The sequence below is a fragment of the Micromonospora eburnea genome, from assembly GCF_900090225.1.
In the GTDB taxonomy this organism is placed as follows: Bacteria; Actinomycetota; Actinomycetes; order Mycobacteriales; family Micromonosporaceae; genus Micromonospora; species Micromonospora eburnea.
On record NZ_FMHY01000002.1, the window covers coordinates 1,542,087 to 1,563,356 of the forward strand.

Annotated in this window: 19 protein-coding genes; 11 read left to right on the plus strand and 8 right to left on the minus strand. The window is 71.9% G+C overall.

The window, feature by feature from the left end; all coding sequences use genetic code 11:
• Positions 1–4: 4 nt before the first annotated feature.
• Together GA0070604_RS07315 and rny are read left to right on the plus strand one after the other, a co-directional pair.
• Positions 5–709 (plus strand): 3-keto-5-aminohexanoate cleavage protein, encoded by a 705-nt coding sequence (locus GA0070604_RS07315; RefSeq protein ID WP_091116255.1) that lies wholly within the window; start codon positions 5–7, stop codon positions 707–709.
• An 831-nt stretch (positions 710–1,540) separates the two neighbouring features.
• Complete coding sequence (rny, locus tag GA0070604_RS07320) at positions 1,541–3,307, plus strand: ribonuclease Y (protein ID WP_091116259.1); 1,767 nt, start codon at positions 1,541–1,543, stop codon at positions 3,305–3,307.
• Positions 3,308–3,370: 63 nt separating this feature from the next.
• Here rny and GA0070604_RS07325 read toward each other — a convergent pair whose 3' ends face one another.
• From GA0070604_RS07325 to GA0070604_RS07340, 4 genes are read right to left on the minus strand one after another with little or no spacing between them, the layout of a single operon-like run.
• On the minus strand, positions 3,371–4,339 hold the full coding sequence (locus GA0070604_RS07325; RefSeq protein ID WP_091116263.1) for an amino acid ABC transporter permease: 969 nt from the start codon (positions 4,337–4,339) through the stop codon (positions 3,371–3,373).
• The gene (locus GA0070604_RS07330; protein WP_091116267.1) at positions 4,336–5,043 is read right to left on the minus strand and encodes an amino acid ABC transporter permease; all 708 of its coding nucleotides are present in this window, start codon (positions 5,041–5,043) and stop codon (positions 4,336–4,338) included. The genes GA0070604_RS07325 and GA0070604_RS07330 overlap by 4 nt, the downstream gene beginning before the upstream one ends.
• A 41-nt stretch (positions 5,044–5,084) precedes the next feature.
• On the minus strand, positions 5,085–5,960 hold the full coding sequence (locus tag GA0070604_RS07335) for a glutamate ABC transporter substrate-binding protein (protein ID WP_091116271.1): 876 nt from the start codon (positions 5,958–5,960) through the stop codon (positions 5,085–5,087).
• A gap of 55 nt (positions 5,961–6,015) precedes the next feature.
• Entirely contained in the window at positions 6,016–6,771 is a 756-nt protein-coding gene (locus tag GA0070604_RS07340) for an amino acid ABC transporter ATP-binding protein (protein ID WP_091116275.1), read from the minus strand.
• Positions 6,772–6,969: 198 nt separating this feature from the next.
• Here GA0070604_RS07340 and selD point away from each other — a divergent pair, with 198 nt between their 5' ends.
• Both selD and GA0070604_RS07350 read left to right on the plus strand, forming a co-directional pair.
• Positions 6,970–7,959, plus strand: coding sequence for a selenide, water dikinase SelD (gene selD / locus GA0070604_RS07345; RefSeq protein ID WP_091116281.1), 990 nt, complete (start codon positions 6,970–6,972; stop codon positions 7,957–7,959).
• Positions 7,960–8,161: 202 nt separating this feature from the next.
• Complete coding sequence (locus GA0070604_RS07350) at positions 8,162–8,641, plus strand: hypothetical protein (RefSeq protein WP_091116285.1); 480 nt, start codon at positions 8,162–8,164, stop codon at positions 8,639–8,641.
• A 73-nt stretch (positions 8,642–8,714) separates the two neighbouring features.
• On the opposite strand, the gene GA0070604_RS07355 is transcribed toward GA0070604_RS07350, so the two are convergent.
• The gene (locus tag GA0070604_RS07355; RefSeq protein ID WP_091116288.1) at positions 8,715–8,942 is read right to left on the minus strand and encodes a DUF2277 domain-containing protein; all 228 of its coding nucleotides are present in this window, start codon (positions 8,940–8,942) and stop codon (positions 8,715–8,717) included.
• A gap of 52 nt (positions 8,943–8,994) precedes the next feature.
• Between GA0070604_RS07355 and miaB the strand changes: the two genes are divergently transcribed.
• Positions 8,995–10,494 carry a tRNA (N6-isopentenyl adenosine(37)-C2)-methylthiotransferase MiaB gene (miaB, locus tag GA0070604_RS07360; protein ID WP_091116292.1) on the plus strand — a complete coding sequence of 500 codons (1,500 nt, stop codon included), beginning with the start codon at positions 8,995–8,997 and terminating at the stop codon, positions 10,492–10,494.
• A gap of 57 nt (positions 10,495–10,551) precedes the next feature.
• Here miaB and GA0070604_RS07365 read toward each other — a convergent pair whose 3' ends face one another.
• Positions 10,552–12,210 carry a cellulase family glycosylhydrolase gene (locus GA0070604_RS07365; protein ID WP_091116296.1) on the minus strand — a complete coding sequence of 553 codons (1,659 nt, stop codon included), beginning with the start codon at positions 12,208–12,210 and terminating at the stop codon, positions 10,552–10,554.
• Between GA0070604_RS07365 and GA0070604_RS07370 the strand changes: the two genes are divergently transcribed.
• Positions 12,205–12,399: a hypothetical protein gene (locus GA0070604_RS07370; protein ID WP_091116302.1), complete on the plus strand. Its 195-nt coding sequence runs from the start codon at positions 12,205–12,207 to the stop codon at positions 12,397–12,399. The two genes, GA0070604_RS07365 and GA0070604_RS07370, sit on opposite strands and share 6 nt — an antisense overlap.
• Positions 12,400–12,520: 121 nt before the next feature.
• Here the strand turns inward: GA0070604_RS07370 and GA0070604_RS07375 are convergent, their stop codons facing one another.
• Positions 12,521–13,729, minus strand: coding sequence for a DUF349 domain-containing protein (locus tag GA0070604_RS07375; RefSeq protein ID WP_091116305.1), 1,209 nt, complete (start codon positions 13,727–13,729; stop codon positions 12,521–12,523).
• Positions 13,730–13,931: 202 nt separating this feature from the next.
• Between GA0070604_RS07375 and GA0070604_RS07380 the strand changes: the two genes are divergently transcribed.
• From GA0070604_RS07380 to dapF, 3 genes are read left to right on the plus strand one after another with little or no spacing between them, the layout of a single operon-like run.
• A complete protein-coding gene (locus tag GA0070604_RS07380; RefSeq protein ID WP_091116309.1) occupies positions 13,932–14,651 on the plus strand; it encodes a class III extradiol ring-cleavage dioxygenase family protein in 720 nt (239 codons plus the stop codon).
• Complete coding sequence (miaA, locus tag GA0070604_RS07385) at positions 14,648–15,559, plus strand: tRNA (adenosine(37)-N6)-dimethylallyltransferase MiaA (RefSeq protein WP_091116312.1); 912 nt, start codon at positions 14,648–14,650, stop codon at positions 15,557–15,559. Before GA0070604_RS07380 ends, miaA begins: the two co-directional genes overlap by 4 nt.
• A gap of 7 nt (positions 15,560–15,566) precedes the next feature.
• Positions 15,567–16,412 (plus strand): diaminopimelate epimerase, encoded by an 846-nt coding sequence (dapF, locus tag GA0070604_RS07390; protein WP_091116315.1) that lies wholly within the window; start codon positions 15,567–15,569, stop codon positions 16,410–16,412.
• 41 nt (positions 16,413–16,453) lie between these two features.
• Here dapF and GA0070604_RS07395 read toward each other — a convergent pair whose 3' ends face one another.
• Positions 16,454–17,965: an NAD-dependent malic enzyme gene (locus GA0070604_RS07395; RefSeq protein ID WP_377592764.1), complete on the minus strand. Its 1,512-nt coding sequence runs from the start codon at positions 17,963–17,965 to the stop codon at positions 16,454–16,456.
• Positions 17,966–18,122: 157 nt separating this feature from the next.
• Between GA0070604_RS07395 and hflX the strand changes: the two genes are divergently transcribed.
• Complete coding sequence (gene hflX / locus GA0070604_RS07400; protein WP_091116317.1) at positions 18,123–19,586, plus strand: GTPase HflX; 1,464 nt, start codon at positions 18,123–18,125, stop codon at positions 19,584–19,586.
• A 49-nt stretch (positions 19,587–19,635) separates the two neighbouring features.
• A complete protein-coding gene (locus tag GA0070604_RS32280; RefSeq protein ID WP_091116320.1) occupies positions 19,636–21,267 on the plus strand; it encodes a hypothetical protein in 1,632 nt (543 codons plus the stop codon).
• Positions 21,268–21,270 lie beyond the last annotated feature (3 nt).

Consider the following 21,270-nt stretch of genomic DNA (forward strand, 5'->3'; position numbering starts at 1 on the left):
GCGGGTGTTGAAGGGGTGCCTCAACGGGGGACGGCGCCGGGACGAGCATGCCGCCGTCCCGGTCACCCCGGCCGAGTTGGCGGCGGATGCCGTCCGGTGCGCCGGGTCGGGCGTCGCGGCGGTGCACGTCCATCCGCGCGACGCGGCCGGCGTGGAGTCCCTCGCCCCGGCCGTGATCGCCGCGGCGGTCACCGCGATCCGGGCCGCCCGACCCGGCCTGCCGGTCGGAGTGAGTACGGGTGCCTGGATCGCGCCGGACCCGGCCGCCCGGGTCGCCGCCGTTCGAGCTTGGACGGTGCTGCCCGACTTCGCCTCGGTCAACGCGCACGAGCCGGGCGCGACGGCGGTCGCCGCGGCCCTGCACGAGCGGGGCGTCATGGTGGAGGCCGGGCTCTGGACCGTGGCGGCGGTCGACGCCTGGCGCCGGTGGTCGGTGCCGACCGGGCGGGTCCTCGTCGAGTGCCTGGCGGAGGAGCCCGACGCGGCGTTGACGGTCGCGGCCGCGATCCTCGCCGCGCTGCCTGCCGGCGGCCCGCCCGTGCTGCTGCACGGGGAAGGCCCGGCCACCTGGCCGGTGCTCGCCGAGGCGGTCCGCCGGGGCCTGGACACCCGGATCGGCCTGGAGGACACCCTGGTGTTGCCGGACGGGCGGCCCGCGCCGGACAATGCTGTCCTCGTGGCGGCCGCCCGCAGCCTGGGTGCCCGCTGAACCGGTGGGTGTCCGCATGTCTTTTCCGGAAATCGGGGCTCCCGTTGCGTCGGGTCACACCTTCCCGGAAGGCGCCGCCCCGAGCCCTGAGCTGCCGAGGCGCGGGTCTGAGCAGGTCGGACGGGTGGCCGGGTGGGTCAGGCGGCCGGGGTGTTTGTCCGGCGGTGTCCGGCATCTGTTCGGCGCAGGGTAGCCCTGTGACTTCGCTCCGTCCGGGTGATTTGATCATGAGTTCTTGACCGAACGGCCCTCGGAGACCTAGCCTCGCCATACAGGCTCACATTGCCCGACCAGCGCAGGCTAAGCGCACAACATAGAACGCGTAACAGAACAGCATCACTTTGGGCCAGCTTCACCGGCCTTTGACGGTAGTTCCGGAGCGGCGTTCCGGAACCGGCCGACAACTGCAACCGGCCGTCGGCGATGCCTACCTAAGGCACCGCCGACGGAAGCTACCCACGGCCAGTCGCTCCGGTCGGGCGTCCAGAGCCGCAGGTGCGTGCCTGTTGGCACACCGCCTGCGGCGTGACGTTCAGGGGAGGCGGCCATGGCGGGGCGGCACAGGTTCACCGGTGGTCTTCCACGCGTCACCGGCCGCGCGTCGCCGGCCGGCGGGCCGGCTGCGGCCCGGCCGTCCGGGAGTCCCGGCCCGACCTGCCTCCGCCGCCGTGGTTGCCGGTTCTGGGCGGGCCGTGGCCCCACCGGGCCCGGGGTCCGGACCACCTTCCGCCGCCGTCGTGGCCGCCTGGTCTGGGCGGGCCGTGATCCCGACCGGCCCGGGTTCCCGGCCACCGGACACCGGCGATCCGGCCGCCCGCTCGGAGTGGCCGCATGAGCGCGTTCGACGTCGTCATCCTCGCGGTGGTGCTGATTCTCGCCGTCGTGGTGGTCGGTGCCGTCCTGGCCGGCATCCGCATCCTGCGCCGGTTCAGCTTCGCGCCCGCCCCCGAGGACCCGGCCTTCATCGCCGAGAAGGACCGGCAGGAGCAGTCGCTGGCGGCCCTGCGCAGCGCCGCCGACGAGGCGAACAGCACCATCGACGTGGCGAAGTCGGCCGCCGCGGCGGCCCGCGCGGAGGCGGCTGCCGCCAAGGCGGAGGCGAAGGCGGCCCGCGCCGAGGCCCGGCGAGTCCTCGACGACGCCCGGGCCGAGGCCGACACCGTGCTGGAGCGGGCGCACAAGCAGGCCGAGGCGGACGCCGAGCAGCTCCGCGCCACGGCCCGGCGCAGCGGCGAGCGGGAGGTGGCGGTCCTCGCCGCGACCACCCGCGAGCAGGCCGCCGAGGTCGAGCGGCGGGCCGCCAGGATGGACGAGCGGGAGCGGCTGCACACCGAGGAGGTGGAGCGGCTCGCCGAGCGGGAGCGGCAGCTCACCGCCGCCAGCGCCGCCCTGGCCGCTCGGGAGGCCGCCCTGGTCGAACGGGAGCAGGCGCTCAAGCAGGCCGAGGAGCAGCGCCGCCGGGAGCTGGAGCGGGTGGCCGGGCTGACCGCCGAGGCGGCCCGGGTCGAGCTGGTCGAGTCGATCGAGAGCCAGGCCAAGCGGGAGGCCGTCCTGCTGGTGCGGGACATCGAGTCCGACGCGCGCAGCACCGCCGAGCAGCGGGCCCGGCACATCGTCGTCGACGCCATCCAGCGGGTCGCCAGCGAGCAGACCGCGGAGAGCGTGGTGAGCGTCCTGCACCTGCCCGGTGACGAGATGAAGGGGCGGATCATCGGCCGGGAGGGGCGCAACATCCGGGCCTTCGAGTCGGTCACCGGGGTCAACCTGATCATCGACGACACCCCCGAGGCGGTGCTGCTCTCCTGCTTCGACCCGGTACGCCGGGAGGTCGGCCGGCTCACCCTGGAGAAGCTGGTGCTCGACGGTCGGATCCACCCGCACCGGATCGAGGAGGTCTACGACCTGGCCCGGCACGAGGTCGAGGAGCTCTGCCACCGGGCCGCCGAGGATGCCCTGGTCGAGGTCGGCATCACCGAGATCCACCCGGAGCTGGTCACCCTGCTCGGTCGGCTGCGCTACCGGACGTCGTACGGGCAGAACGTGCTCAAGCACCTGGTGGAGACCGCCCACATCGCCGGGATCATGGCCGCCGAGCTGCGGCTGGACGTGCCGACGATCAAGCGCTGCGCGTTCCTGCACGACATCGGCAAGGCGCTCACCCACGAGGTGGAGGGCAGCCACGCCATCATCGGCGCGGACCTGGCCCGCAAGTACGGCGAGAGCGACGACGTGGTGCACGCCATCGAGGCGCACCACAACGAGGTGCCGCCGCAGACCATCGAGGCGGTGCTCACCCAGGCCTCGGACGCCTGCTCGGGCGGTCGGCCGGGGGCCCGGCGGGAGAGCCTGGAGGCGTACGTCAAGCGGTTGGAGCGGATCGAAGAGATCGCGGCCGGCAAGCTCGGCGTGGAGAAGGTCTTCGCCATGCAGGCCGGCCGGGAGATCCGGGTGATGGTCAAGCCGGAGGACGTCGACGACATCGGCGCGGCGGTCCTCGCGCGGGACGTGGCCAAGCAGATCGAGGAGGAGCTGACCTACCCGGGTCAGATCCGGGTGACCGTGGTCCGCGAGTCCCGGGTCACCGAGATCGCCCGCTGACCGGACAACACACGAAGGGCCGGCCCGGAAAACCGGGCCGGCCCATTCGCCGTACGGGTCGGATCAGTTGCCGCCGGCGCCCTCGGCCTGCGACATGATCGCCGCGGGCGGCGGGTTCTGGGCCGGCGTGCCGGCGGTCTTGCGGCCGCGGGAGAGGCGGTGCTGGACGTACTGGGCCAGCTTGGACAGCGAGTAGTTCACCGCGATGAAGAGCACGGCGATCACGACGTAGACCTGGATCGGGTTGCCCAGCACGCCGATGATCTGCTTGCCGATGTTCAGGGTCTCCTCGTAGCTGATGATGAAGCCCAGCGAGGTGTCCTTGAGCACCACGACGAGCTGGCTGATCAGCGCCGGCAGCATGATCCGGAACGCCTGCGGCAGCAGGATCATCCGGGTGACCTGCAGCGGGGAGAGGCCGATCGCGGCAGCGGCCTCCGCCTGGCCGCCGGGCAGGCCCTCCATGCCGGAGCGGAGGATCTCGGCGATGACCACCCCGTTGTAGATGGTCAGGCCGATGACCAGGTACCAGAGGGTGTCGAAGGTGACACCGAACTCGGGGAAGCCGCGGGCCACGAAGAAGATGGTGATCACGACCGGGAGGCCGCGGAACACCTCGACGCAGACCCGGGTGACCGCCGACAGCAGCATGCTCAACCCGCGCAGCAGGTACGCGACCGGCGTGGCCAGCCCGGTGAACCGGCGCCGGAGCAGGCTCTTGAGCTGGATCCGCAGCACGGCGAGCAGGGTGCCGACCACCAGCGAGGAGACGATGGCCAGGGCGGCGGCCGCCAGGGTGTTCTTCAGGCCGATGCCGATCCGATCCCAGACCAGGGAGAAGTTCTCGTTGCCAGGGTCGACCAGCGGGCCCCACAGCTCCATCGAGAACTGGCCCTTGTCGGCCAGCGGCCGGTAGATCAGGAAGTACGCCCCGACGGCGAGCACCACTGCGGCGACCAGGCTGCTGATCAGGGTGATCCGCCGCTGGCGGGGGCCGGGTACGTCGTAGAGGACGCTGGACTGCTGGCTCATCGGGCCACCGCCTGTCGCTTCTCGATTCGGTCGAGGAGGGCGCCGAGCGGCACGGTCATGATCAGGTAGCCGACGGAGATGCCGATGGCGACCGGGATGAAGGCGTAGCCGCCGGCCGAGGTGAGCTGGTCGGCGGTCTGCGACAGGTCACCGACGACGCCGAAGAAGCCCACCAGCGCGGAGTTCTTGATCATTGCGATGATCACGGAGCCGAGCGGCACCACCGACGCTTTCCAGGACTGCGGCAGCACCACGTGCCGCAGGTTCTGGCTGAAGGTGAGGCCGAGCGAGCGGGCCGCTTCGGCCTGCCCCGCAGGCACCGCGTTCACGCCGGAGCGCAGCGCCTCACAGACGAACGCCGAGGTGTAGAGCACCAGCGCGATCAGCGCGAAGCGGAAGTACGGCAGGTCGGTGCCGAGCCGCTTGAAGATCACATCCAGGCCGGGGACCCGGAGGAAGTCGGCGTTCGACCCCAGGGCCGGCAGGCCGAACGCGGCGAAGAACATCACCACGGTCAGCGGCATGTTCCGGAAGATGTTCACGTACGCGGTGCCGAGCGCGCGCAGCGGCGGCACCGGGGAGATTCGCAGCATCGCCACGACGGCGCCCAGGATCAGGGCGCCGATCGCGGCGAGCACGCAGATCTGGAGGGTGAGCCAGAAACCACCCGCAAAGACGTCGAACTTGTCGATGAGCACACTCACGGGACGGTTTCCTCCCCACCCTCCAGACCGAAGGTTTCAGCTCAGTAGCGGTCGATGGCCGGCGGGTCGCCCAGGGTGGCGCCGAACTTGCCGGCGGTGTTGTCCCACGCCTTCTTCCAGCTGCCGTCCTGGAAGGCCTTCTCCAGGGTGTCGTTGATGAAGTTGCGGAAGTCGGTGTCCTCCTTCTTCACCCCGATGCCGTACGGCTCCTTGGTGAAGTTGTCGCCGGCCATCTTGAAGGACGCCTCGTCCTTGGCGATGTAGCCGAGCAGGATCACGTTGTCCGTGGTGACCGCGTCGACCTGGCCGCCCTTGAGGGCGTCCCGGCACTTGTCGTAGGTGTCGAAGAGCACCAGCTGGGAGCCGACGTCCTTGACGTACTTCTTGATCTCCTCGGCCGGCGTCGAGCCGGTGACCGAGCAGACCTTCTTGTCGCCCGCCTTGAAGGAGTCCGGGCCGGTGATCGAGGAGTCGTCCTTCTTCACCATGATGTTCTGGCCGGCCTCGTAGTACGGCCCGGCGAACGCGATGCGCTCCTTGCGCTTGTCGTTGATCGTGTAGGTGGCCGCGACCAGGTCGACGCTGCCGTCAACGATCTTGTCCTCGCGGACCTTCGACGGCGTCTCGATGAACTCGATCTTGTCCTCGGGGATGCCGAGCTCCTTGACGATGAGCTTCGCGATCTCGACGTCGAAGCCCTCCGGCTTGCCCGACAGGCCCTTCTGGCCGAAGCCCGGCTGGTCGATCTTGGTGCCGACCTTGATCTTCTGCGCCTTGTTCAGCCGCTCCATGGTGCTGCCGGCCTTGAAGTTCTTGTCGCCGGAGCCGGTGCCCTCGTCGCTGTCGCCACCGCAGGCGGACAGGCCCAGTGCCAGGGTCGCCGCCGCGGCGACCGCGGCCACGCGCTTGAAACGCATACTCATCTCCTTCTTCGACGGAGCCGCCGGGAGACGGCCCGCTCCACTCATACGCTCAGTGCGTGAGGATCTTGGACAGGAAGTCCTTGGCCCGCTCGCTGCGCGGGTTCGCGAAGAACTCGGCCGGCGGGGCGTCCTCGACGAGCCTGCCGTCCGCCATGAAGATCACCCGGTTCGCCGCGTGCCGGGCGAAACCCATCTCGTGGGTGACCACGACCATGGTCATGCCATCGCGGGCCAGCGAGGTCATCACGTCCAGGACCTCGCCGACCATCTCCGGGTCCAGCGCGCTGGTCGGCTCGTCGAAGAGCATCGCCTTGGGCTGCATGGCCAGCGCGCGGGCGATCGCCACCCGCTGCTGCTGGCCGCCGGAGAGCTGCGCCGGGTACTTGTCCGCCTGGTTGGCGATGCCGACCCGGTCGAGCAGGGCCAGGCCGCGTTCGCGGGCGGAGGCCTGCTTCTCCTTGCGGACCTTCACCGGGCCGAGGGTGACGTTCTCCAGGATGGTCTTGTGCGCGAACAGGTTGAACGACTGGAAGACCATGCCGACCTCGCTGCGCAGCTTGGCGAGGGCCCTGCCCTCAGCCGGCAGCGGGGTGCCGTCGAAGGTGATGGTGCCCGAGTCGATGGGCTCCAGCCGGTTGATCGTCCGGCAGAGCGTCGACTTGCCGGAACCCGAGGGACCGATCACCACGACCACCTCGCCCCGACCGACGGATAGCGAGACGTCGTCCAACACGTGCAGCGGGCCGAACCACTTGTTGACCCCGTCCAGCACGATGAGCGGTTCGCCCGTCGTCACGTCGTCCACCGTCCCTGTCGTTCATGCCGGATGCCGGGGGCGGTCGTCCCCGGTTGGGCAACTGTAGGCGGCGTGATGTGTCGGGACGCAACTCGAATGGTCACGGAGCGGTAACACCAGCCGCCGCTGAGCACGCGAGACCGATTTCCGTCACCGACCCGGCCCGTTCGAGTGGCGGTCTCGGCAGCCCAGGTAGATCATGTGGGGATGACCGAGCCGCTCAGGTTGACCGATTACGCCCGCGGTGGCGGTTGTGCCTGCAAGATCCCCCCGGGTGAGCTGGAGGCCATGGTCGCCGGCCTCGGCCCGGCCATGGGCACCGCCGATCTGTTGGTCGGGTTGGACCACGGCGACGACGCCGCGGTGGTCCGGCTGGACGAGCGCACCGGCCTGGTCAGCACCGCCGACTTCTTCACCCCGGTGGTGGACGACGCGTACGACTGGGGCCGGATCGCCGCCGCCAACGCGCTGTCCGACGTGTACGCCATGGGCGGCACCCCGCTCGTCGCGCTCAACCTGCTCTGCTGGCCCCGGGACGTACTCCCGTTGGAGTTGGCCCGGGAGGTGCTGCGCGGGGGTCAGGACGTGGCCCGGGAGGCCGGCTGCCATCTGGCCGGCGGGCACAGTGTGGACGACGACGGTCCGAAGTACGGCCTCGCCGTCACCGGGGTGGTCCGGCCGGAGGAGCTGATCACCCTGGACGCCGGCCGGGCCGGCCTGCCGCTGTCGCTGACCAAGCCACTCGGGGTGGGGGTGCTGAACACCCGGCACAAGCGGACCGGGGAACGGTTCCCGGAGGCGGTCGCGGCGATGGCCCGGCTCAACCGGGACGCGGCTCGGGCGGCAGTCGCCGCCGGCATCCGCTGCGGCACCGACGTGACCGGCTTCGGGCTGCTCGGGCACGCCTCGAAGCTGGCCCGGGCCAGCCGGCTCACGGTCGCGATCGACGCGGCGGCGGTGCCCTACCTGCCGGGGGCCCGGGAGGCGTTGCGCGACGGGTACGTCAGCGGCGGCACCCGCCGCAACCTGGACTGGGTGACCCCGTGGACCGACTTCGGTGCCCTCGACGAGGGGGAGCGGCTGCTGCTGGCCGACGCGCAGACCTCCGGCGGGCTGCTGGTGGCGGGCGAGGTGCCGGGCGCCACGGTGATCGGGGAACTGCTGCCCGCCAGCGAGCACCTGGTCCGGCTCCGCTGAACCCTCATATCACTGCCCCGGCGGGGCACGATACCCGATAAACTGTCATCTTCCCGCTACTCCGAGCAATGGAGCCGGAGGAAATTTTGCCCGGAATGGTCACAGACCGGTAACTTGCCCCCGGCTGAGGTCATATGCACCCCACCATCGTCAGTAAGGCCCGATCCGGAGGCCGGTGGGACGAGCACAGCGAGGAGGCGGCATGACCGAGCTGTGGAACTGGAGAATCGATGGCGCGGCGCCCGTGGAGGTCTACCCGGCGCTGGCCGAGGCGCTCGGCCGGGTGGTGATGCCCCTCGCCGCCGCCGACCCGGTCCGACTTCCCGCGTACGCGGTGGTGTGCGACGTGTGGGAGGCACCGGGGGTGTACGGCACCGTGGTCGACTGCTACGGCGTGCCCGAGCGGCTACGTGAGCTGCCCAGCATCGCGGCGCTGGCCAAGCTGCTGAACCGCAACTGCCTGATGCGCGACGACACCCTCGACGCCGGGCGGCACCTGCTGGTCGCCCCGGACGGCACGATCCGCCCGGTGCACTTCGACGTCGCCGAGACCGACGAGGGTGAGGTGCTCAGCGACCAGCGGCTCTGCACCGTGGCCCACCCCGGCTGTCGGGGCTGGTCGCAGTGCCACCGGTCGCAGTGGGGCCCCGACTCGGTCGCCCCGGCGCTCGCCGCCGCCTGACCGAGGCGCCGCCTGACCGAGGCGCCGCCGGGCACGCCCGAAGCCGGGACACCGCGGGTTGCCGGGGTACGGGTCAACCCCGGGTGGCCGGCTGCTGACCCCGGACCACCAACTGGTCCAGCAGGGTCGCGGTGGCGGCGGCCACCGCGTCCACCGCCGCGTTGAACGCCTCGGCGTTGTGCGCGGCGGGGGTGCGGAACCCGGAGATCTTCCGGACGTACTGCAACGCGGCGGCCCGGACGTCCTCCTCGGTGACCACCGGCACGTACGGTTCACGCAGGGTCTTGATGCTCCGGCACATGGCTCCTCCTCGTTCGGTCCGATCGGTTCGGCCCGGATACGCTGTTCCCGTCATGACTACCGCAGCCGCGGGCAGCCCGCGCACCTACCAGGTGCGTACGTACGGCTGCCAGATGAACGTGCACGACTCCGAGCGCATCTCTGGCCTGCTGGAACAGGCCGGGTACGTGCGCGCCGCCGAGGCCGACGAGCAGCCCGACGTGGTGGTGTTCAACACCTGCGCCGTACGGGAGAACGCCGACAACCGGCTCTACGGCAACCTGGGTCATCTGCGCCCCGTGAAGGACAAGCACCCCGGGATGCAGATCGCGGTCGGCGGCTGCCTGGCCCAGAAGGACCGCGGCGAGATCGTCCGCAAGGCGCCCTGGGTGGACGTGGTCTTCGGCACGCACAACATCGGCTCGCTGCCGGTGCTGCTGGAGCGGGCGCGGCACAACGCCGCCGCCGAGGTGGAGATTCTCGAATCCCTCGACGTTTTCCCCTCCACGCTGCCGACCCGCCGCGAGTCGACGTACGCCGGCTGGGTGTCGATCTCCGTCGGCTGCAACAACACCTGCACGTTCTGCATCGTGCCCTCCCTGCGCGGCAAGGAGAAGGACCGCCGCCCCGGCGACATCCTCTCCGAGGTACGCGCCCTGGTCGACGAGGGCGTGCTGGAGGTGACCCTGCTCGGGCAGAACGTCAACTCCTACGGCGTCGAGTTCGGGGACAGGTACGCGTTCGGCAAGCTGCTGCGCGCATGCGGCGACGTCGAGGGGCTGGAGCGGGTCCGGTTCACCAGCCCGCACCCGAAGGATTTCACCGACGACGTGATCGCCGCGATGGCCGAGACGCCCAACGTCTGCCACTCGCTGCACATGCCGTTGCAGTCCGGCTCCGACGACGTGCTGCGGGCCATGCGCCGCTCGTACCGGTCGGAGAGATACCTGGGCATCATCGAGAAGGTCCGGGCGGCCATGCCGGACGCGGCGATCACCACGGACATCATCGTCGGTTTCCCCGGCGAGACCGAGGCCGACTTCGAGCGGACCCTGGACGTGGTCCGCGAGGCCCGGTTCTCGTCGGCGTTCACCTTCCAGTATTCGAAGCGCCCCGGCACCCCCGCCGCGACCATGGACGGCCAGCTCCCGAAGCAGGTCGTGCAGGAGCGGTACGAGCGGCTGATCGCCTGCGTCGAGGAGATCACCTGGGCGGAGAACAAGCAGCTCGTCGGCGAGACCGTCGAGGTGCTGGTCGCGGTCGGCGAGGGGCGCAAGGACGAGCGCACCGGCCGGATGTCCGGCCGGGCCCGGGACGGCCGCCTCGTGCACTTCGACGCCGGCTCGCTGGCCGGGCAGATCCGCCCCGGCGACATCGTGCACACCACGATCACCTACGCCGCCCCGCACCATCTCAACGCCGACGGGGAGCCGCTGTCGCACCGGCGTACCCGGGCCGGCGACGCCGCCGAGGCCGGGCGCGCCCCGCGTACTCCCGGGGTGTTGCTGGGGTTGCCCACCATCGGCGCGCCCGCCGCGCCGCCCGCGCCGACCACCGGTTGCGCCGCGCACTGATGTGAGGAGGGGCCCCTTGTTAACGCCAGGCGTTAACAAGGGGCCCCTCCTTTCACCTCAGCAGGCGGAGCCGTTGAGCTTCACCGTGGCGGGCGCGGAGGCCGTGCCGTTGGCGGTGAAGCCGATGACCACCGAGGCGCCGGGGGCGAGGGTCCTCGCCCAGTCGGGCGCGGCGGCGGTGACCGTGGTACCGGACTGGGTGACGGTGGCGTTCCAGCCGCTGGCCAGGGTCACCCCGGACGGCCAGGTCCAGGTCACCGTCCACGGGTTCAACGTGCCGGTGCCGTTGTTCTTCACGGTCAGCTCACCCTGGAAGCCACCCTGCCACGAGTTGGTCTGCTTGTACGTCGCCGAGCAACCACCGGCCGGCGGCGGCGAGGTCGGCGGCTGAGTGGTGGGCGGCGGCGAGGTCGGCGTGCTGGTCGGCGTCACGGTCGGCCGGACGGTGGGGGAGGTCGTCGGGGACGGGCTGGTGCCCACGCCGACCGGCGGGATCAGGTACGGCTGCAGGATGCTCTGCTTGGCCTGGTTGATGGTCGTCCAGTCGTCGTTGGCGATGCCGCCGGTGTCGCCGGAGTTCGGGTTCCACGACCAGTAGGTGAAGGACATGCCGTTCACCCCGGTGCCGGTGTAGGCCATCAGGTTCTGCAGCCACACCTTGTCCTTCGGGTCCTGGAGCGTGGTGCCGAACTCGCCCATCATGATCGGCGCGATGTTCTGCTTGTAGAGGTAGCCCCAGTACTTGTCCCAGATGGCCGGCATGTTCGCCGGGTACGTCGGGTCGTCGAACCACGCCTGGCGGTAGACCGAGGTCGCGTACTCGTGCGGGGAGTAGACCAGCCGGTTGGCCACGTTCAGCCGGACCGGGAAGTCCTTGGCCTTGGTCAGGTTGCCACCCCACCAGCCGCAGTCCTCGTCGTTGCTGGGGTCGCCGTCCCAGACGTTCGACTCCCCGCCGCTGGGGCAGCTCACCCCCTCCACGAAGATCAGCCAGTTCGGCTGCACCCCGAGGATCGCGTTGCCGGCCCGCTCGGCGGCCAGCCGCCAGTCCCGGTTGGTGTCACCACAGCCCCAACAGGAGCCCTTGGCGGCCGGGTTGGTGCCCTCGGCGTGCGGCTCGTTGTGCAGGTCGGCGCCGATCACCGTGGTGTTGCCGGCGTACCGCTGGGCCAGCATCTTCCAGTCGTTGATCCAGGTCGCCTCGGTGACGGAGGACGTGTACCAGAGCGCGGTCTGTCCCGCCGAGGTCGGCCGGTGCCGGTCCAGGATGACCCGCATCCCCTTGCTGCCCGCGTAGTCGATGACCTTGTCGAGGATCTGCAACGGGGAGAGCCCGACCAGGTCCGGGTTGACGAAGTCGTTGATCCCGGTGGCGGTCGCACCCGGCTTGAGCGCGTCGTTCGAGTACGGGATGCGCAGCGTGTTGTAACCCAGCTGGGCCATGGTGTCGAGCTGGCCGCGCCACGGGTTGCTCGACCACAGACCGTGGAAGGTCTTGTTGTCGGTCTCCATGCCGAACCAGTTGATGCCGGTGAGCCGGACGGTGGTACCCGTGCTGTCGACGATCTTGTTACCGCTGGTGTGCAGGTACCCGGTGCCGGTGCCACCGGTGGCGGCGGCGGCCGGTGTGGTGCTGACGGCGGCGGCGACGAGGACGCCGGCGGCAGCGGTGGCGAGCGCGGCGAGCGCGCCGCCGAGGGCGGATGGTCGGTGCATGCGAACTCCACTTCGGATGCCCGCGGCGCGCAGGCGCCGCGCGCGGAAAAGACCAAGGGAGACGGCCCGCTCGTCATCGAGTACGCGGACAGCCGCGACGGGCCGTGTCACGTGGACGGCCACTCACGGGGATGCACCGGCGACTGCGACGGCGGCCTCGCCGTCGGTGCCCTCACGCCGGTGGGCTGACCTGGCTCTGCCGCTAATTCTGATCACCACACCTCGATGCGTCAATGCCGCACACCGGGGCCGCACGGCGGAGCCCCCGGTCCCGAGGCGGGACCGGGGGCTCCGGCGGAACTGGCTCAGCTCAGCTGGTCTGCTCGGCCAGCTGGAGGAACTGCCGCTTCGAGGAGAGCGCCTGCTCGGCCTCCTTGATCCGCCGGGCGTCGCCGGCGGCCTGTGCGCGGGCCAGCCGGTCCTCGGCCTCGGCGACCTGCGCCCGCATCTGGGCCAGCAGCGGGCTGTCCTCCTTGGTGGTGCGCCGCCACGCCGAGTCCATCACCTCGCGGACCTTCTCGTCCACGAGGCGCAGCCGGCGCTCCAACCCGGCGGCCGCCTCCCGGGGCACCCGGCCGGCCTCGTGCCACTGCGCCTGGATGTCCCGCAGCCTCGCCTGGGCGCCCTTGGGGTCGCCGTCCACGTCGAGTGCCTCCGCCTCGGCGAGCAGGGCCTGCTTGCGCTCCAGGTTGGCGCGCTGCTCGTTGTCCCGGGCCGAGAAGACCTCGCTGCGCCGGGTGAAGAACTCGTCCTGCGCCGCCCGGAACCGTTCCCAGAGCTTCTGCTCGGCCTCCTTGGACGCCCGGGGCGCGGCCTTCCACTGGGCCATGAGGTCCTTGAGCTGGCCGGCGGTGGCCCCCCAGTCGGTGGAGTCCTTCAGCTTCTCTGCCTCGGCGACCAGCTCCTCCTTGACCGTCTGCGCCTGCTTGCGCTGCTGGTCCAGGGAGGCGAAGTGGGCGCCCCGGCGCCGGGTGAAGCCGTCCCGGGCCGCGGCGAACCGCTTCCACAGCTCACCGTCGGTCTTCTTGTCGACCCCGCGGATGGTCTTCCACTCGTCGAGGATCTCCTTGAGCCGGTCCCCGGCGGTCTTCCACCCGGTCGACTCGGCGGCCAGCTTCTCGGCCTCCTCCACGAGGGCCGTCTTGCGGGCCAGGGCCTCGCCCCGGGCGGCCTCCCGGGCCGCCTTGGCCTCGCCGGCCTTCTCCTCGGCCACGGTGGCAAGCTTGTCCAGGCGCGCGGCCAGGGCGTCGATGTCGCCCACGACGTGCGCGTCGGCCAGCGAGGCGCGGATCCGCCGGATCGTGGTCAGCGAATGACCGGCGTCCGCCGCGCCCGAGTTGAGCCGGGCCTCGGTCAGGTCAACCTCCGTCACCAGGTCGTCGAAGCGCCGGGCGAAGTGGGCCAACCCCTCCTCCGGGGCCCCCGCCTGCCAGGATCCGACCACCCGCTCGCCCTCGGCGGTCTTGACGTAGACGGTGCCGTCCGCGTCCACCCGTCCGAAGGCAGTCCAGTCGCTCATGTGCCCATCCTCGTTCTCCCGGCGTCGACGGGATGTCCCCGCGATCGCCGCCACGGCGCAGCAAAGTTACTTCCGGCATTGTCACAGGTCCGACCCGGTCCGTGTCGAGCGCCTGTCGTCGACCGTGACCATACGGTGTCGTAGCGCCCGGATGACCGGATCGGCGCGAGGACGCACCGGGGCATCCGGATAGGTTGAACGGGTGCCTCTGGTCGCCGCCGCCGTCTGCCCCCACCCGCCCCTGATCGTGCCCGAACTGGCCGGCGCCGCCGCGCCGGAGCTGGACGACCTCCGCGCCGCCTGCGACGCCGCCCTGGCCCGGCTCCTGGCCACCGAACCGGACGAGATCCTGCTGGTGGGCGGCGGGCCGGAGAGCAGGATCTTCGGTGCCGCCGATTCCGGGTCGCTGCGTGGTTTCGGCCTCGACCGGCCGGTGCGGCTGTGGAAGATCGCCTGCTCCGGTGCCGAGGTGCTCCCGCTGAGCCTCACCATCGGGGCGTGGCTGGTCGGTCGTACCCGCACCGAGCTGCCCCGGCTGGCCCGCGCCGTCGCCGTCGACGCGCCGGTGACCGAGTGCGCCGACCTCGGGGCGGCCCTGGCCACCGGCTCCGAGCGGCGTACCGCGCTGCTGGTGCTGGGGGACGGGTCGGCGTGCCGGGGTGTCAAGGCGCCCGGCTACGACGACCCGCGCGCGCAGGCGTACGACGACGGGGTGGCCCGGGCCCTGGCCGACGCGGACGCCGAGGCCCTGCTCGGCCTGGACCCGGTGCTGTCCGCGGAGCTGCGGGTCGCCGGGCGGGCGCCGTGGCAGGTGCTGGCCGGCGCGGTCCGCGCGGCGGGCGGTGACTGGCGGGGTGACCTCGGTTACCACCAGGCTCCCTACGGCGTCGCCTACCTCGTGGCCTCCTGGGAGCGGGCATGACCGGCACCGTCGTGGCCGTGGTCGGGCCGACCGCGGCCGGGAAGTCGGCGCTGAGCATCGCCCTCGCGCACGCGCTCGACGGCGAGGTGGTCAACGCCGACTCGATGCAGCTCTACCGGGGGATGGACATCGGCACCGCCAAGCTGACCCCGGCCGAGCGGGAGGGCGTGCCGCACCACCTGCTCGACATCTGGGCGGTCACCGAGCCGGCCAGCGTTGCCGAATACCAGAAACTGGCCCGCGCGGCGGTCGACGACATCCTGGCCCGGGGGCGGGTGCCGCTGCTGGTCGGCGGCTCCGGCCTGTACGTGCGGGCGGTGCTGGAGCAGTTCGAGTTCCCCGGCACCGACCCGGCGGTGCGCCAGCGGCTGGAGGCGGAGCTGACGGCCGTCGGCCCGGCCCCGCTGTACGCCCGCCTGAAAGAGGCCGATCCGGCGGCGGCGGCCGGCATCCTGCCGGGCAACGGGCGGCGGATCGTCCGGGCCCTGGAGGTGATCGAGCTGACCGGGGCGCCGTTCACCGCCGCGCTGCCCGAGCCGCGGCCTTTCTACCCGTCGGTGCAACTCGGGGTGGATCTGGACACCGCGCTGTTGGATGAGCGGATCGCGCTGCGGGTGGACCGGATGTGGGCCGACGGCCTGGTCGCCGAGACGCGCACGCTGGTCGGCCAGGGCCTGCCCGAGGGGCGTACGGCCAGCCGGGCCCTCGGCTACCAGCAGGTGCTGCGCTTCCTGGCCGGGGAGCTGACCGAGACCGGGGCGTACGAGGAGACGATCCGGGCCACCCGCCGGTTCGTCCGCCGGCAGCGGTCCTGGTTCCGGCGTGACCCGCGGATCCACTGGCTGGACTCGGCGTCGCCCTCGTTTCTCGACACTGCGCTGCGGGTGGTCGCCGACCATCGGCAATGATGGGGGCGTGGAGTTCACCAAGGGCCACGGCACCGGCAACGACTTCGTCATCCTGCCCGACCCGGACGGGGCGCTCGACCTGACGCCCCGGCTGGTCGCCGCGCTCTGCGACCGGCGGCGCGGCATCGGCGGGGACGGTGTGCTGCGCGTGGTACGCGCCGCCAAGCACCCGGAGGGCGTCGCCCTGGCCGGTGAGGCCGAGTGGTTCATGGACTACTGGAACTCCGACGGCTCGTACGCGGAGATGTGCGGCAACGGGGCCCGGGTCTTCGTCCGCTATCTGCTGGAGTCGGGGCTGGCCGTGCCGTCCGGGGCGGGGCTGCCGGTCGCCACCCGGGCCGGCCTGGTCCGCGCCCGCGTCGAGGGGGAGGACATCGCCGTCGAGATGCCCCGCCCCCGGTTGGGCGACCCGGCCGCCGCGGCCCTGGGCGGGCTGGCCCTGACCGGCACGGCGGTGTACGTGGGCAATCCGCATCTGGTCTGCGCCCTGCCGGCCGGCCTGGAGTTGGCCGCCCTCGACCTCACCCGGATGCCCGACGTCGACCCGGCGGTCTTCCCCGCCGGGGTGAACGTCGAGTTCACCGCCCCCGGCGAGCCGGTGGCCGGCACCGACGGGCACGTGCTGATGCGGGTCTACGAGCGGGGCTCGGCCGAGACGCTCTCCTGCGGCACCGGCGCCTGTGCCGTGGCGGCGGTGGCGCTGCGCGACGCCGAACGGGACGCCGGCACGATCGCCGTGGACGTCCCCGGTGGTCGCCTCACGGTCACCGTGACGGGTGACTCCTGCTGGCTGGCCGGCCCCGCCGTGCTGATCGCCACCGGCGAGGTCGCCCTTCCCGCCCTGCGTCCCTGACCCGGAGCCACCGGCACCCGCCCGCGCCACCGGCCCGTGGGTCAGGGGGTGGCGCTGGCCCCGGCGGCGATCTCGGGAAGGTCGGCCGGGCCCGGGTCGGCGGCCGGCGCGGGGGTGGCGTCCGGGTTCTGCGCGGCGGCGCGGACGGCGGCGGCGACGGCCGGGGCGACCCGGGCGTCGAAGACGCTCGGCACGATCACCGTCGGGTTGATCTTGTCTTCGCCCACCACGTCCGCGATGGCCTGGGCCGCGGCGAGCGCCATCTCCTCGGTGAACTCCTCGGCGTGCGCGTCGAGCATGCCCCGGAAGACGCCGGGGAAGGCGAGCACGTTGTTGATCTGGTTCGGCTGGTCGGAGCGGCCGGTGGCGACCACCGCGGCGTGCTTGCGCGCCTCCCGCGGGTCCACCTCCGGGTCCGGGTTGGCCAGCGCGAAGACGATCGAGTCCTCGGCCATGGTGGCGATGTCCTCGCCGGTGAGCAGGTTCGGCGCGCTCACCCCGATGAACACGTCCGCGCCCTTGACCGCCCCGCGCAGGTCGCCGGAGTAGTTCTCCTTGTTGGTGTGCTCCGCCAGCCACTGCCAGGCCGGGTTGAGGCCGGTCAGCCCGCGGTGCAGGGCGCCCTGCCGGTCGCAGGCGATGATGTCGCCCACGCCCTGCCGGAGCAACAGCTTCATGATCGCGGTGCCGGCCGCGCCGGCGCCGGAGACGACCACCCGGACGTCCGAGAGCTGCTTGCCCACGACGCGCAGCGCGTTGGTCAGCGCGGCGAGGACGCAGATCGCGGTGCCGTGCTGGTCGTCGTGGAAGACCGGGATGTCCAGCGCCTCGCGCAGCCGGGCCTCGATCTCGAAGCAGCGCGGCGCGGCGATGTCCTCCAGGTTGATCCCGCCGTACGCCGGGGCGATCGCCTTGACGATCGAGACGATCTCGTCGGTGTCCTGGGTGTCCAGCACCACCGGCCAGGCGTCCACCCCGCCGAAGCGCTTGAACAGTGCCGCCTTGCCCTCCATCACCGGCAGGGAGGCGGCCGGCCCGAGATTGCCCAGGCCGAGCACGGCCGAGCCGTCGCTGACCACGGCGACCGTGTTGCGTTTGATGGTGAGCCGGCGGGCGTCGGCCGGGTTCTCGGCGATCGCCTGGCAGACCCGGGCCACGCCGGGGGTGTACGCGCGGGACAGATCGTCGCGGGTGCGCAGCGCCACCTTCGAGTTGACCTCGATCTTGCCGCCCAGGTGCAGCAGGAACGTCCGGTCGGAGACCTTGCGGACGTCCACCCCGTCCAGCGCGGTCAGCGCCTGGACCACCTGGTCGGCGTGGCCGGCGTCGGCGGTGTCGCAGGTGAGGTCGACGATCACGTGGGCCGGGTCGGAGTCGACCACGTCTAGCGCGGTGACGATGGCGCCCGCCTCGCCGGCCGCGGTGGTCAACCGGCCGATGGAGGAGGCGTCCGCGGGTACCGCGATCCGCATCGTGATCGAGAATCCGGCACTCGGCAGTCGGCTGATGGCCACGAAAACTCCTCCGTCGGCGCTGAACGGCTCGACTGGCATTTCTACTCGCCTGCCCAGGTTGGCCGGCATCCGGCCCCGCTACCGGTTAGTAGCACCACGGGCATATAGCGGGTGCGCCGAGCGTTGCCACATGTCAGGATTGCTCGTACGCGCCGGAAAATGCACGGCGGAGGACAAAACAGACAGGAGACCCGGTTTGCGAGACCAGGAGACCTTCCTTCCCTACGAGGACGACGAGCTCGACGCCACCACCGGTGAGTTCGAGCTGTCGGAGCGGCAGGCGCTGCGGCGGGTCCCCGGCCTCTCCACCGAGCTCACCGACATCACCGAGGTCGAATACCGCCAGCTCAGGCTGGAGCGGGTCGTCCTGGTGGGCGTCTGGACCGAGGGGACCCAGGACGACGCCGACAACAGCCTCACCGAGCTGGCGGCGCTGGCCGAGACGGCCGGCTCGCAGGTGCTCGAAGGGCTGATCCAGCGCCGCAACCGGCCCGACCCGGCCACGTACATCGGTCGGGGCAAGGTCGACGACCTGGGCGCGGTGGTGCTCGCCACCGGCGCCGACACGGTGATCTGCGACGGTGAGCTGTCCCCGTCCCAGTTGCGCAACCTGGAGCAGCGCATCAAGGTCAAGGTGGTCGACCGGACCGCCCTGATCCTCGACATCTTCGCCCAGCACGCCAAGAGCCGCGAGGGTAAGGCGCAGGTCGAGCTGGCCCAGCTCGAATACCTGCTCCCGAGGCTGCGCGGTTGGGGTGAGACGCTCTCCCGGCAGACCGGTGGTAGCGGGCGCGGCGGCGGCGCCGGCGGCGGTGTGGGTCTGCGCGGTCCCGGTGAGACCAAGCTGGAAACCGACCGGCGCCGGATCCGGCACCGGATCGCCAAGCTGCGCCGCGAGATCAAGAGCATGACCACGGTACGCCAGACCAAGCGGGCCCGCCGCTCGCGCAACGCGGTGCCCGCGGTGGCCATCGCCGGCTACACCAACGCCGGCAAGTCCAGCCTGCTCAACCGGCTCACCGGGGCGGGCGTGCTGGTGGAGAACGCGCTGTTCGCCACCCTGGACCCGACCACCCGCCGGGCCACCACCTCCGACGGGCGGCTCTACACCCTCTCCGACACGGTCGGCTTCGTCCGGCACCTGCCGCACCAGATCGTCGAGGCGTTCCGCTCGACGCTGGAGGAGGTCGCCGACGCCGACCTGGTGGTGCACGTGGTCGACGGCACCCACCCGGACCCGGAGGAGCAGGTGCGCGCGGTCCGCGAGGTGCTCGCCGAGGTGGGCGCCGACCGGCTGCCCGAGCTGCTGGTGGTCAACAAGGCCGACGCGGCCGACGAGGAGACGCTGCTGCGGCTCAAGCGGCTCTGGCCGGACGCCGTCCTCGTCTCCGCGCACACCGGTCGCGGCATCGACGAGCTGCGCGAGGCCATCGAGCAGCGGCTGCCCCGCCCGGCGGTCGAGATCCGGGCGGTGCTCCCGTACGACCGGGGTGACCTGGTGGCCCGGGTGCACCGGCAGGGCGAGGTGCTGAGCACCTCCCACCTGCCCGAGGGCACCCTGCTGCACGTACGGGTGGGCGAGGCGCTCGCCGCCGAACTGGTGCCGTACCGCGCCGGTGACCGGCTCTTCGAAGAGGAGCGGGTGGGCGCCGGGCGGTGAGCCGTCCGGCGTCACCCGCCGGAAACCGGGGCCGTGCGACACTTGCCACATGCGGTCCACTGTCTTCTCGGTCACGATCGCGCTGGGCCTCGCCGGCGCGATCGTGGCGTCGCCAGGGCTTGCCCTGGCGACTCCCGCCGCGGCCCCCGCGCTGGCCGCGGCGCCCAAGAAGAAGTGCACGGTCGAGGACGAACGGCTGCGTGAGCTGTCCGGTCTCGTCGCCACCAGCAGCGGCTACGTGGTGATCAATGACAGCAGCGAGCAGGGCAACCGCAAGCGCGTCTTCTTCCTCAACACCAAGTGCGTGGTCTCGGACGAGGTCCGATATTCGGGCGCGGGGCCGTACGACACCGAGGACCTGGCCCTCGGCCCGGATGGCAAGACCCTCTGGATCGCCGACACCGGCGACAACATCACCAGTAAGACCCGCCGGGAGCGGGTCGCCGTCTGGACCATGCCGCTGGACGGCTCGAAGCAGCCCGTACTGCACCGGCTGTCGTACCCGGAGAAGAAGCCGCACGACGCCGAGGCGCTGGTCATCGGCGACGACAACCTTCCGCTGATCATCACCAAGGACCCGTCCGGCACGGCGGAGATCTTCAAGCCCGGGGCGAAGCTCAAGTCGGGCGACACCGACCCGGTGCCGATGACGAAGGTCGGCGAGGTCACCGTCCCGAAGACGACCACCGAGAACAAGCTCGGCGGGCCCGGCCGGATGTCGGTCACCGGCGCGGCCCGCTCGCCCGATGGCAGCAAGGTCGTCCTGCGCACCTACGCGGACGCCTTCGAGTACGACGTCACCGGCGGCGACATCGTCGGCGCGCTGACCACCGGCAAGCCGCGGATCACCCCCCTCGCCGACCCGTTCGGCGAGGCCATCGCCTACACGCCGGACGGCAAGCTCTTCGTCACCGTCTCCGACGGCGGCCTCATGGACAGCTCCGAGCCGATCGATATTCTCAGCTACACCCCGTCCACGGCCGGCGTCGAGGCGCTGCCGGACGCCGACCGGGACGAGAGCAAGCCAACCGCGCAGAAATCCTGGATCGAGGGACTGACCCTGAACGAGATCACGTACCTGATCGCGGCGGTGGGAGTGATCGGCGCGCTGATGGTCGGCGCCGGCATCCTCGGCATCCTGCGTGCCCGCCGCCGGCCCGCCCCGGTCGAGGAGCCGGCCGGCGGGCCGGAACGCGGCAACGAGGCGCCCCGCAACGGCGTCCCACCGCGCGGCGGCCGGCCCGACGCGGCGCCCGGCGGCCCGCGGGGCGGTGTTTACGGCGGTGGCGGCGGCTACGGTGGCGGCGCCCCGGTGAACGGTGCCCCGGGTCGACCGCCCTCCGGCGGCGTGTACGGCGGCGGCCGTCCCCAGGACGGCGGCGGTCGCGGTGGTGGCGGCTACGGCGGCGGCCCGCAGCACGGTGGTGGTGGCCGGCCCGGCGGTGGCGGTGTCTACGGCGGCGGTGGCCGCCCGCAGGGCGGTGGTGTCTACGGCGGCGGCCCACAGGGCGGCGGCGGCCCGCAGGGCGGCGGCATGTACGGCGGTGGACGCGTCGAGCCGCCACGCCGGGAGCCCGGCCACCGCGACCCGCGCGCCGGCCACCACGGCGGCGGCTACGACGATCGGGGCCAGTACGGGCCGGTCCCCGGTGGCCGGGAGTACCGGGGCGACCGCTACTGAGCC